At 64.1% G+C, this 12934-nt stretch carries 10 protein-coding genes; all 10 read right to left on the bottom strand.

Annotated elements, in window-relative coordinates:
• Positions 1 to 251 precede the first annotated feature (251 nt).
• On the bottom strand, positions 252 to 2828 hold the full coding sequence (locus MTX34_RS24055) for an aminotransferase class III-fold pyridoxal phosphate-dependent enzyme (RefSeq protein ID WP_243611058.1): 2577 nt from the start codon (positions 2826 to 2828) through the stop codon (positions 252 to 254).
• Between the two features lie 215 nt (positions 2829 to 3043).
• The gene (locus MTX34_RS24050; protein WP_094665726.1) at positions 3044 to 4000 is read right to left on the bottom strand and encodes a hypothetical protein; all 957 of its coding nucleotides are present in this window, start codon (positions 3998 to 4000) and stop codon (positions 3044 to 3046) included.
• A 57-nt stretch (positions 4001 to 4057) separates the two neighbouring features.
• Positions 4058 to 4750, bottom strand: coding sequence for a hypothetical protein (locus MTX34_RS24045; protein ID WP_094665725.1), 693 nt, complete (start codon positions 4748 to 4750; stop codon positions 4058 to 4060).
• An 84-nt stretch (positions 4751 to 4834) separates the two neighbouring features.
• A complete protein-coding gene (locus tag MTX34_RS24040) occupies positions 4835 to 6082 on the bottom strand; it encodes an MCE family protein (protein WP_068283782.1) in 1248 nt (415 codons plus the stop codon).
• The gene (locus MTX34_RS24035) at positions 6079 to 7347 is read right to left on the bottom strand and encodes an MCE family protein (protein ID WP_027498220.1); all 1269 of its coding nucleotides are present in this window, start codon (positions 7345 to 7347) and stop codon (positions 6079 to 6081) included. The genes MTX34_RS24040 and MTX34_RS24035 overlap by 4 nt, the downstream gene beginning before the upstream one ends.
• Positions 7348 to 7376: 29 nt before the next feature.
• Positions 7377 to 8660, bottom strand: a complete 1284-nt coding sequence (locus tag MTX34_RS24030; RefSeq protein ID WP_027498221.1) for an MCE family protein — start codon at positions 8658 to 8660, stop codon at positions 7377 to 7379.
• On the bottom strand, positions 8660 to 9658 hold the full coding sequence (locus MTX34_RS24025) for an MCE family protein (protein ID WP_008713869.1): 999 nt from the start codon (positions 9656 to 9658) through the stop codon (positions 8660 to 8662). The genes MTX34_RS24030 and MTX34_RS24025 overlap by 1 nt, the downstream gene beginning before the upstream one ends.
• A complete protein-coding gene (locus MTX34_RS24020; protein WP_027498222.1) occupies positions 9655 to 10722 on the bottom strand; it encodes an MCE family protein in 1068 nt (355 codons plus the stop codon). Before MTX34_RS24020 ends, MTX34_RS24025 begins: the two co-directional genes overlap by 4 nt.
• Positions 10719 to 12074 carry an MCE family protein gene (locus MTX34_RS24015; protein WP_008713865.1) on the bottom strand — a complete coding sequence of 452 codons (1356 nt, stop codon included), beginning with the start codon at positions 12072 to 12074 and terminating at the stop codon, positions 10719 to 10721. The genes MTX34_RS24020 and MTX34_RS24015 overlap by 4 nt, the downstream gene beginning before the upstream one ends.
• On the bottom strand, positions 12071 to 12931 hold the full coding sequence (locus MTX34_RS24010) for an ABC transporter permease (protein ID WP_027498223.1): 861 nt from the start codon (positions 12929 to 12931) through the stop codon (positions 12071 to 12073). The genes MTX34_RS24015 and MTX34_RS24010 overlap by 4 nt, the downstream gene beginning before the upstream one ends.
• Between the last annotated feature and the right edge of the window lie 3 nt (positions 12932 to 12934).

Raw genomic sequence — 12934 nt, 5'->3', positions numbered from 1 at the left:
CCATCCTCGAACAACGCTACCGCCGCGACCCGCTGATCCTCGGTAAGTGAACTTCGTGCACGCATACAAAACTCCCCGGTAGTCGGAACTGAATTACTCAGTCCAACTTCCGGGGAGCGGTGCACACCGCCGAGACGTATGCAAGGGTCCATTGACGCAGACGGCAGGGGCGGGGGCGGGGGCAGGGGCGGGGGCGGGGGCGGGGGCGGGGCGAGGCGGGGCGGGGACACCGACGCGCCCCGCCCTGCCGACTACCGGGCGCTCTCCCGCCACCGCGTCGCCTCGGCGAGCGCGAAGCCGTGCAGATCGGCCAACTCACCCAATCGTTCGACGCTCTCGCCGTCCAGGATGGCGCCGATACTCCGCAGTCCGAACTCACCCGACAACGCGATCAGCATCGTCTCGGCCATGCAGGCGTAGGTCAGCCCAGGAGCCAACCCGTAGGTCAGCCCGAAATCCGAACCCGCCGGCACCTGCACGATGCCACCGTCGAACACCGTGACGTCCGGCCGCTCACTGCGCACGTCCCGGCCGATGTTCGGCGGCTGCGCCACATCGCAGACGATGGCACCCTCCATCAGATCCGTCGGATCGATCAACGCATGTGGTGCCGACGTCGCAGCGATGACGATCAACGAATCATGCACCGCAGCAACGGGATCGGTGAAGAACTCCAGGTGCCGCGACCTGATCAGATCGTCCAGATCACCGTCGACAGCGTGCGCGGCGGCGGCCAGCTCCCCCGACCCCGCACCCGCCCGAGCGCTCGCCACCATCTCCTGCGCAGCCGCCCACAGCTTGGGAGCGATCACCGAACTCTCCCCCTGCCTACCGACCAGCACGACGGCACCGACCTCGCCGGCCAACTGCCTGCCGATGGTTCGCCCGATCGCCCCGGCGGCACCGAGAATCGTCACTCGAGCCCGCGCGACATCGATTCCGCGTTCACGGCACACGCGTCGAACAGCCCGCAGACTGGCCGCAGCGGTGAACGTGTTGCCGGTGGCGATGGGACGCGTCGTCGCGCCGAGACCCAACCCGTTGCCGGTGATCACCGACGAGTAACCGCCCAACCCGACGACCGTTGCACCGCGTGAGATCGCCAGCTCGACGGCACCGCCCACCACTGCCAGCGCACGCTGGGTCGGCAGCTGCAGCAACTGCTGAGAGGTGTACGGCAGCCCGATCAGATCACCGTGCGCCGTCGCGTCCCCGCCTCCGACGACCCGGCCACTGCCGATGACGAACGACGCGGGTTCGAGCTCGGACGTCGACGCCGCGAACCGCTCGAGCAAGTCCTGTCGCTCGGAGTCGTCGAACACCTCGAGCGCCGGGTCGAATGCCGCGAAGAACCCGAGATCGAGGGGATGTGCGATGAACGCGAAACGTCGATCGGTGGGCCGTACCGCGATGTCGGGGGTACGCCCGGGACGCAGCGCCGCGAGGGCAGGCGGCGTGGCGACGGTCGGACGGCCCAACAGGTGCCCGAACAATCCGTCCATGTCTCCCGCTGCCGCGTAGCCCAACGCCCGGTCCAGTGCTGCGACCAGACGCGAGCACTGCACCCCGGACACCGTGAGCGGCGGCTCGATGCGAATCACCCTGTTGCCGAACAGAGTCGGAGCCACTCGGATCCCCTCGACATTGAGCAGGTACGAGCAGATCACCGCGGAGAGGTTGTGCTGATCTGCGATCGATCCGAGCAGCGACTGCCGTCCGACGAAGTTCACGTCCGCGGTGAGTTCGATGCCCAGCAACAGTCCGCGGCCGCGTACCTCGGTGACCACCGACGGATACTTCTCGGCCAGCGCGCTCAGATCGTTCTTCAGCCGATGGCCGAGTACTGCCGCATTCTCCACCACCGCGCAGCCGTCCCGAGTCAGTTCTTCGAGTACCGCGATACCCACCCGTGCAGCCAACGCGTTCCCCGCGAAGGTCGACGTGTGCCGTAGCGCGAAGCTCTCCCCCACCAACTCCGGGCGGCTCAGCACCGCGCCCACCGGCACGATCCCGCCACCGAGCGCCTTGGCGAGAGTAAGAATGTCCGGCACCACGCCGTCGTGCTCGGCTGCGAACATCCGGCCCGTCCGGCCGAGCCCGGTCTGCACCTCGTCGAGTGCCATGAGCACCCCGTGCCGATCGCAGATCTCCCGCACGCGGCGCAGGTATCCGTCGGGCGGGCACACCACTCCACCCTCACCCTGAATCGGCTCCACCAGAAACACTGCATAATGCCCGGGTGCTGCCGCCAGGGCCGCGTCGAGCGCATCCGAATCCCCGAACTCGATATGATCGAATCCCTCGACCGGAGCGCCGAAACCGTTCTGATACTTGATGTTTCCCGTCGCAGACAAGGCACCGAGGGTCTTACCGTGGAAACTGTTCGCGGTGGTCAGCACACCCAGCCGCCCGGTGTGCGCTCGGGCGATCTTGAGCGCGACCTCCGTCGCCTCGGTACCACTGTTGACGAACGTCGTTCGCGTCAACCCCTCGGGGGCCAAGCGCCCCAACCGATCTGCCAATTCACCGGCCGCGCTCAGCACCGAGGGCTGCACGAAAATTGCCTCCCCGCTGCAGCGAACGTCGTTGACCGCCTGCCAGATCGGAGTGGGACCGTGCCCGAACGGAAGGGCTCCGTACGCCCCCGCGAAGTCGAGATAGCGTCGGCCCGAGGCGTCGAACAGGACCGTCCCGTCGCCGCGCACGTACTCGCGATCCAGGTTCAGCGCAGACAACAAGCGGTACAGTTCGGGATTGACGTGCTCGGCAAAGCCCGATCGACCGGACCGGGATTCCAGCACGGAAAAATCGATAGTTGTGTCAGTCATGACCAGCATGCTCCGTTTTCATCGGATCCACCCCTGGCTGTCCGAGCGTGAAAATGGTTGTCCCGAACAACCAGGGCTCGTCCCAACCAGGACGCAAACGCGATGGTAGCTCGGCCCGAAGTCGGTGAGAGACGGCCGAAAACGATACGAAAAAACCCCGTCCGCGCAGGGCTTCTGCGTCGAACGGGGCCTGATCGAGCTATTGGTTGGAGCGACTATTGATCGTCGATGGCCGAGAGCTTCCAGGAGCCGTCGACCTTCTCCATGTTCACCGTCAACGGGCCCTCGGCGCTGCCCGACGCGACGCCGTTCTGCGTAGCGCTGATGTTCACATTGGCGAGCAGCTCGGCCTTGTCGTCCTCCAACCGCGTGACACCGATGTCCGTCACCATGGCCTCGGTACCCGTATTCGTTTGCACCACAGCAGATTTGGTTGTCTCAGCGGTGGAGTTGAACTCGTCGAGCATCGACTGATTGAGAACAGCGCGGGCCGCATCGAAATCGGCATCGATCGTCTCGGCCTTGTACGTGTACAGGGTCTGCAGCGCATCGGTCGCAGCCGAAGTGACCTCCTGGGTGGCCGCGGAATCCACCCACGCCGCATTGTCGATCGTGGCGAACGGCTTGAACGCGGCAACGGCAGCGAACGCGCCGAGCACCACGGCAATCACCGCGACGACGATCACGTGCTTGTAGCCGATACCCGACACCGGTCCGGAGGACGAGGCGCTTGCGATGGAGTCGGCAGCAGACTTGTCGGTTGCAGACTTGTCGGTTGCAGTTTTGTCGGTTGCAGGCTTGTCGACCGAAGGCTTCTCGGTTGCAGACTTGTCGGTTGCAGGCTTGTCGACCGAAGACTTCTCGGTTGCAGTTTTGTCGGTTGCAGGCTTGTCGACCGAAGGCTTCTCGGTTGCAGACTTGTCGGTTGCAGGCTTGTCGACCGAAGACTTCGCGAGTGACGGCTTCTCGGTCACAGGCTTGTCGGTTGCGGGCTTGTCGAGAACCGGCTCGGTCGGCGTCGTAACGGCCTGCGACTCGGCGGCCGCCGATCCCTCGGCGTCGGTCGACGCCGTGTCGGTGTCGGCTGCAGTCGGCTTCCCGGTGCCGGCCACCTTGCGTCGAACCTTGCTGGTGGTGGTGGGTGGAACGATCTTGCGACGCTGGGGAGGCACTACAGAACTCCTTCGAAACTCACTTCGGTACAGACGGAAAACACCACTGCCAGATTCTCAGTTACCGCCGGAGTCCGGCTCGGGAGCAGGCGTCGCGTCCGTACCGGGGTCGGCCGCATTCGGATCGGCGGCATTCGGATCGGCGGGGCCGCCCGGTTCGTTCGGGATGACGGGGTTGGTGCTGGGGTTGTCGAGCGAGATCCGCGAACCGATCGGGTCGACCTTGTTGGTCTTCCACACCCCGTCGATCTCTTCCATGGCCAGGCTCATCGTCAGCTTGCTGCGCTCGATGCGGTCGGGCCAGGTAGTGGTCGTCGCGATGACCACGAGAGCGGTGGCGGTGTTCTCGTCCGTGCTCAGCTCGGTCAACGTTCCGTGCAGCACCTCGGCGTCGCTCTTGGCACCGGACTGACGAACCTGGTCGGTGATACCCGACCGCGTCTGCTCGAGGTCGTTGAGCATCAGGTCGCCGGTGATGGACGACTTCATGTTGTCGAACGACTGGTCGATGTTGGCCGCGTCGACAGTGTTGAGGTTGACGGCCGCTTGCTGAGCGCCGGTGAGAGCAGAGTCGCGGGTGTCCGCGGTGGGCTTCTGACTCAGCAACGCATTGCCCCAGCCGTATCCGAAGAACACGGCCGCTGCGAGGGCCGCCACGGCGATCACCGTGACGACGGCAAAGAGGATTTTCGCGGTCTTGTTACGCCCTGGAGTCGCTGAGGACTCCAGGGCTTCGGTGCTCGAGTTCACACTTTCCACCCTACTACTCGGTAATATCCGGCCGAACCACTCTCGGCCCGACGATAGTGCTGAGCAGCAGTTCCACCGATTTCACTACTTCGGCGTGACGCCGATCAGCGGTGCCAACTGGGTGGCAATGGGGTTGAGGTTCAGCTTCTCGGGATCGACCTTGGGCTTGAGGTCCCACGGCTGCGGCACGTCCGGATCGGCGAACACGATTCGGTTCGCGCTACGAACACCGGTGACGCTGCCCTGCGGCGTAGCGCAGTTCGCATCGAGGTTCAGCGGGTAGTTCTCCCGCGTCTCGTCGAAGTTCGGATTCTTCCGCTTCTCCTCGTCCAGGATCGCCTGGCTGCCCTCGTAGCCGACGGTGCACGGCGGCGGGTTGTTGGTTTCGAGCAACAGACCCTGATGGATCGTGCCGTCGTCCGGGACGATCGTCGAGATACCGGCACCGAGTGCAGGCAGGAACGTCAGGAACGGACGAAGCGCAACGTACCGAGGTTCGGCCTGAGCAGCAACCAGGGCCAGGTTGTTGATATCGGTCGTCAGAGCAGGACCCGCATCGGTGATGAGGCCACCGAGCTGGTCGCCCGCCGCAGTACCGGTATCGATCAGGCGACGGATGTCCGGATCGCTCGACTTCAGCTGAGCCGTCACCTCGTCCAGGCTGGTACTGAACTGTCGAATCAGGTCCGACTGCTCGGACTGCGTGTTCAGCACCGGCACCGCATCGCGAACCAACGCGAGCGTCTGCGGCAGGGCCTCGTTTCCAGCCTCGGAGATGTTCCCGAGCGAATCGACGAGAGAAGCGAGATCGTTGCCCTTACCGTCGAATGCGACGCCGAGCTCGTTGACGACTCGCGTCAACGTCTCCAGCGGTACCGACCGAACCAGCGTGTTCGTGTTGGCGAGAACCTCTTCCACCGGCACCGGCGTGGTGGTGTCGGCCTGCGCAATCTGTGACCCTTCGACCAGGAACGGGCCCTGATCGGTCTCGGGCTGCAGGTCGACGTACTGCTCACCGATTGCCGATCGGTTGGCCACGACGGCCTTGGTGTCGGCAGGGATGTCGGGGCCACCGTTGTCGAGCATGAGCGCGACTCGGATGCCGTCCTCGGTCAGTTCCAGATCTCCGACGGTTCCCACCGGGACACCTCGGTAGGTGACCTCGGCGTTGGAGAAGATGCCACCGGAATCGGCGAGGTTCAGATCGACCTGGTACTGCCCGAAGCCGAGCATGTTGTCAAGTCGCACGTACTTGGCACCGACATAGACCGACCCCAGTACGGCGACCACGACGAAGAGGACCAATTGAATGCGAACCAGTCTCGATCTCACTGTCCAACTCCGAATCGCTCGAGCAGATCGTTCAACGGTGCGAACGGATCGGCCGGTGCGGGCGCGGCGGCCGCCGCTGCCTGCTCGTTCGCAGGTGCACCAGGGCCGGGAACCGGTGACGGGATGATCGGCGGCAACGGCAGCAGCGAGATCGTCGGCCAACCCGGGCGCGGTCCGTTGCCGTTGTAGTACGGATTCGACGGGTCGACGACGGGCAGCGTGTTGCCGTACTTGGGCTGGATGTAGACCGGATCGCCCTCCCCGACGCCGAAGTTGCGCAACGCAGTTCCGATCGACAGGTCGAGCGAAAGGAACAGGTTCGCCGAGTTGCCCTCGATGATTTTCTCGGTGCCGTCCGCGAACGGCAGGGTGGGGATCACCGCGAGCGAGCTCACCACGTCGTCCGCCGAATCGGCCAGGGCCTGGAGCGTGGGGCGTAGTGCCCGCAGGTCCGCGATGAGATCGTCCTTGGAACGGTCGATCACGTCGGTGCCGACGGCTCCGAGACGGTCGAGCGCTCCGAGCATCTCGGTCAGCTGCGGGCGCTGCTGCTCGAGAACCTCGGTGGCGATCGGCAAATCCTTCAGCACTGCGTCGATCTTGTCGGTCTGCGTGTTGACGCGGCCGCTGAGAGTGTCCAGCCCGTCGATGGCGCGGGTGATGTCGTCACGCTGCTGGTTGAGGCCGTCGATGAGGGTGTTCGCTTGCTGCAGAAGCTCTTTGGTTCTGCCTTCGCGACCGTCGAACGCCGTGCTCAGTTCCTTGACGATCGGCGAGAGCTGCCCGACACCGCCGCCGTTGAGCAGCAGCGAGAGCGCACCGAGTACCTGTTCGATATCGGTGGCATGGCGGGTGCGATCGAGCGGGATCGTGGCCCCGTCCTGCAGACGCGCTGCTTCCTCGTCGCCAGGAGGTGCCGAGAGCTGCACGAACTTCTCGCCCAACAGGTTGGTCTGTTGCACCGATGCGATCGCGTTGGCCGGAAGGTCGACGTCGGAATTCAAGATGACGTTGACGTCGGCGGTCCAGCCGTCGTTCGGGACCGTTATCGAGTCGACGCGGCCGACCGAGACGCCGTCGACCTTCACGGTCGACTGCGGGACGAGGTCCAGTACGTCGTCGAACTGCACCGTCAGGTTCAACGGGTTCTCACCGACGTCGGCACCGCCGGGCAGCGGTATCGCGTAGATGCCGGCCGACGAGCATGCTCCGGCCGACAGCGCCACCACGCACGCACCGGCTCCGACCACCAAAGAACGCTTCACTCGAGCTCGATTCCGATTCACAGAGGCTCTCACTGTCCCCCACCTCCGATGTACGACTGCTCCAGTCCGGGCATCGAGCTGTTTCCGAGCCTGGGCGAGACGACGCCAGGCACGGTGCCCGGCACGGACACGTTCTGCTCGATGTCGTTGGTGAGAACGCCGAACGGCAGCACGATCCGGTTCTGGTCTTTGATCGGGGCCTGGATCATCGTGGTGATGTTGGAGCACTGATCGATGATCGGCTGAATCTGCGCACCGAGTGCTTCGAAGCGCGGATCACCGGGAACCAGCTTTCCGAGATCGATGAGCTGACACAGGGTGCCGAGCGGATCCTGGGTCTCGTTCTGGAGATTGGCGCGCGTGGCGAGCGTTCCCGACTCGGCGTCGTAGGCGTTTACCAGGTTGCTGATGGCCAGCGGCAGCAACGTGAGCGTTTGCACCAGCTGCTCGCGGTTGTCGGCGAGTGTCTGCGTCGGAACCGTGAGACCGTTCGCGGCATCGGTCAGTTGGGTCCGGTTGTCCGCGACGAACGTCGCCACGTCGCCGAGCGAGACCGACAGCTGTTGGAGTGCAGCTCCGAGGTCCTCTCGCTGCCCCGACAGGAAACCGGTCAGGTCGGCCAACTGGGTGTTGAAGTTGCGTACCTGCTGATCGTTGACGGCCAAGGCGCTGACGAACGTCTGCAGGTTCTTGATCGTGTCGAACACGTCGGTGCGCGAGTCACTCAACGTTCGACCGGCGGCCGAGAGCTGGGTGATGCTGTTGCCCAACGCTTCACCGTTGCCGTCGAGGTTGGCTGCACCGGTGTTGACCAGATCTGTGAGAGCGCCGTCCTTGTTCGCGCCGTCCGGACCGAGGGCGGTGGACAGGTCGTCGATGGACTTGTACAGCTCGTCGACCTCGACGGGTGTTGCGGTTCGATCGCGACCGATCGTCGCGCCGTCGGCCATGGTGTCGCCGCCGGTGTAGGCGGGTGAAACCTGGACGTAGCGGTCGGCGACGAGCGACGGGGTGACCTGCACGGCCTTTGCGTCCACAGGAATGTCGACCCCACGGTCGACGCGGAGGACGACCTCCACGTCTTCGCCTTGCGGCGTCACGGAGTCGACCGTACCGACCTTGACGCCAAGCACGCGCACCTCCGAGCCGGAATAGATGCCGATCGACTTGTCGAAGTAGGCGGTGATCTTGGTCGTTCCGGCCCTGGTGAACAGCCACCAGCCGGCGACCGCGAGGACGAGCGCCACGGTCACGACGACGGCGATCAGCGCGAGCTTGTTCTTGCTTCTCGGTGCTGTTTGCGTGTCTGTCATCAGTTCCCCGCCAACGTATCGAGCGAGGGCTGGCGGTAACCAGGTATCAACGGAACTCCGGGCGGTGTGAGGTTTGCCAGCGTGATGTCTATCCACCGGCCGTTGCCGGTCAGATTCGTGTACAGCCGAATGAACGGTTCGTACAGCTTCAGCGCACGGTCGAGGTTGTCGTTGTTGCGCTGCAGGATCTCGATGGTGCCGTTGAGCTGCTGCAACATCGGGTTGATGGTGGCCTCGTTGTCGCGAACCAGGCCGGTCAGCTCTTGCGACACTCGCTGAGTGCCGGTGAGCAGCTGCGAGATGGCCTGCTGCCGATTGTTGAGCTCTTCGAGAAGCGGGCCCGCGTCGGTGATCAGTTGGTTGAACTGCTCGTTGCGGTCGGCCAGCACCTTCGAGGTCTCGCCGGTGGCCTCGAACAGCTTCTTCAGTTCCTCGTCACGGCTGGCCACGGTCTGCGATAACCGAGTCACACCGTCGAGCGAGGCACGGATGTTCGCAGGCGTCTCGGAGAACGCCTCGGACAGGGTCCGCATGCTCGTCGCCAGCTGATCGGTGTCGATGTCGCTGATGGTCGAGGCCGCAGCGGAGAACGCGTCGATCACGTCGTACGGGGACGTGGTGCGCTCGAGCGGAATCGGGTCCTTGGGGCTCAACGTCTCCGGACCGCTCGGGTCGAGCGCCAGATATTTCTGCCCCAGCACAGTCTTGATGGCGATGGCCGCTCGCGACTCGTTGCCGACCCAGGCGTCCTTGACCGTGAAGTCCACGAGCACCCGGTCGCCGTCGAGACGCACATCGGTGACCTTGCCGACCTTCACGCCCGCGATACGGACCTCGTTGGGCGGCTTGAGCCCTGCTGCCTCGCTGAACTCGGCGGTGTACACCGAACCCGCACCGATGATCGGGAGCCGGTCGAGAAAGAAGACCGACATCGTGGCGAGCAGGATGATTGCGATACCTAGCGCACCGATGGTGGCCGGACTACGACGAGATTTCATTGCTTGATCCCCCCAGCTTTGCAACGCGCTGCGGAGTTCGTGTACAGCGGCTGGTTGACGGTCGGCAGCCCGGTCGGCAGATTCAGATTCGGCGAACTACCCGGTCCGGCGACGATGTCGATACCGCACAGATAGAAGGTGAACCAGGATCCCTGCTGGGCCGTGCGAATGAGCTTCTCGAGTTTGACGGGCAGAATTCCGAGGACCGTGTCCACGTCGTCGCTTCGTCGGTTGACTGTCTCGGCCAACGTGTTCAACGCAGTCACCGAACCCTGGATCGACGGCCTGGTCGGCTCGAGCAGGTCGGCGGTCGCGTTGGTCAGGCCGGCGAGCGACGTCACGGCGGAGCCGACGACACCACGGTCGGCCGACAGGCCCGAGACGAGCTGCTGCGTGTTGACGATCAGGCTGTCGAGCTGCCCGTCGTTCTGGTTCACCGTCTCCAACACGTTGTTCAGATTGGTGATGACCTGCCCGATGACCTGATCCTTGTCGGCGACGGTGTTGGTCAGGGTCGCCGTATTGGTGACCAGTTCGTTGATGGTGCCCGACTCCCCCTGGAACACCTGAATGATCTGGTACGACAGCTTGTTGACGTCATCGGAGCTGAGCGTGGTGAACAGCGGGCGGAAGCCGTCGAAGAGCGTGGTCAGGTTCACCGCAGGCTTGGTCCGCTCCAACGGAATGGTGGCACCGTCGGTGATCTTCCGACCCTGATCTCCCGAACCCTGCTCGATGGCGATGTAGCGCTGGCCCACCAGGTTCCGGAATCGGATGGTCGCCGTCGAACTGGCCGGGAGCCAATCACGACTGCTCAGAGTGAAGTCCACCTTGGCTTCGCGCTCGTTGGCGATCTCGATCTTGTCGACCTGGCCGACACGAACGCCCGCGATACGAATCTCGTCGCCCTCGTTGAGAGACGTGACGTCCGTGAACACAGCCGAGAACTTGGTGCCGCCGCCGCCGCTGGAATTGGCGATGGTGAAGGCAAGGGTGGCCGTAGCAATGATCGTAATCACGGCGAACACGACCAACTTGATGATCGGCGCGAGAAGGCCTCTCATGGCACGGTCACCTCCACTCCTCTCAGTGCCGGTGCGCCGATAGCGGCCGCCCACGACGGAATACTGTCCGGTGCAACACCACTCGCCTGTCCGTAGATCACGGCCAGAGTGTCGCGCTCGAAGTCGGAGCCCTCGTAGCTCGCCGGCTGCGCGGATGCGGAGACGGCGGGAACGATGGAACTCTGGGCAGACTTCGGTGGTCCCTGTCCTTCGATCACCTGCGGGCCCGGGTTCCGGGTCGGCACCTGGTAGGAACCGTCGTTGATCGAGCCTCCCGGATACTGCGGGAAGAACTCCCCCGGCGCCGCGGGCTCGAAACAGGTGGCTCCGCGATCGTCGAACAAGCGCGGCTCGTCCTGGTTCGGCAAGTAACGACCCTTCGGGTTGACGAACGGTGCGGAGACGTTGATGCCGGGGTACTCGTCGCCCTCACCGAGTACGACTTTTCCGCGCCTGGCACCTTCGGCGAAATAAGTGAACGTGCAGCCGAACGTCGGGGAGAACTCGGCCAGCAGCTCGAGCGCTTCCCGAGAGTTCGCGGCCAATCCGATCAGGTTCTCGGAGTTGGTCTGTAGAAAGTCCGCAGTGGTGTACGACGCCGAGGTCAGGGAGCCGTACAGCGTGTCGAGGCTGGACTGCCGCTCGACCACGGTGTTGCCCGTCGTCCGCAAGTTGTCCAGCGCCGAGACCAAGTCCGGTGCCGCGTCTGCGTAGGTCTGCGAGAAGTCGGCCAGCCCGACCAACGTCTGCTGGATGTTCGGCAACTCCGTGTTCAGACCCGACACGATGTTCGTCAGGTTGTCGATGGTCTGGCCCAGTTGCTCACCGCGCCCGCTGAGGCCCTGCGCCAACGACCCGAGGGTGTTCGCCAGATCCTGTGGCGGAATCGCCTGCAGCAGTGGAAGCAAGCCGTCGAGCAACTGCCCGACCTCGATGGCGTTTCCGCTGGTGTCCTGTTTGAGGACCGTGCCCTCGGAGATCGGCGACGCCGCATCGTTCTCGGGCACGATCAACGAGACGTAGCGCTCACCGAACAGTGTCTTGGGAAGCAACCGTGCCGTCACGTTCGACGGAATCAGCGGTGCCTTGTCCGGATCGATGGCGAGCTGCGAGGTCACGACGCCGTCGACGGTGGACGCCGAGCGCACCTCGCCGACGATCATTCCGCGCACCTTGACATCCGCGTTCATCGGCAGCGCGTTGCCGACCGAGTCGGTTTCGAGGCTGACTTTCACCACATCTTTGAACGTCTTGTTGTAGGACGTGATGCTCCACCCCAGGAACAGGATGAGCACCAGGAAGAACGCCAAACCGAGGAGTACTCGCTTCAGTCGCGACGGCGAGTCGATCATCCCGCAACCCTCACTGTGGTGGTCGTGCCCCAGATGGCGAGGCTCAAGAAGAAGTCCAGTACGGCGATCGTGACGATCGCGGTACGAACGGCACGGCCCACTGCGACGCCGACACCGGCAGGTCCGCCAGAGGCGTGGTAGCCGTAATAGCAGTGGATCATGATCAGGACGAAGGCGAATATCAGCACCTTCAAGAACGAATACAACACGTCTTCCGGAGGTAGGAAGAGGTTGAAGTAGTGGTCGTAGGACCCCGTGGACTGCCCGTTGAAAATGGTGCTGATCCCTCGGGATGCGACGTACGACGCCAACAGCCCGACGATGTACAGCGGGATGACGGCCACGAAGCCTGCGATCATGCGGGTGGTCACGAGGAACGGCACGCTGGGTACGGCCATCACCTCGAGCGCGTCGATCTCCTCGGAGATTCGCATGGCACCGAGCTGGGCGGTGAAACCACAGCCGACGGTGGCCGAGAGTGCCAGTCCTGCGACAATCGGCGCGATCTCACGGGTGTTGACGTACGCGGACAGGAATCCGGTGAGCACGGAGCTACCGAGCTGTTCGAGGGCTGCATAGCCCTGTAGACCGACGACGATGCCGGTGAAGCCGGACATCATCACGATCACGCCGATGGTCCCACCGATGACGGCGAGCGCACCGCTGCCGAAGGTGACCTCCGCCAGCAGGCGGAGCACCTCCTTCTTGTAATGCACTGCGGTCTTGGGAATCCACCCGATGGCCCGCAGGTAGAACGACATTTGCTCGCCTGCGCGGTCGAGCACGTTGAGCGGGGCGTTGCCGACGCGCTTGACGCGCATCAGCGTGCGGTCACCGCGACCTCTTGCGATCGTCATCGC

This window comes from Rhodococcus sp. ARC_M5, assembly GCF_022810405.1.
In the GTDB taxonomy this organism is placed as follows: Bacteria; Actinomycetota; Actinomycetes; order Mycobacteriales; family Mycobacteriaceae; genus Rhodococcoides; species Rhodococcoides navarretei.
Note: the sequence above shows the minus strand (reverse complement) of the source record. Positions and strands in the feature narration are given on the sequence as shown.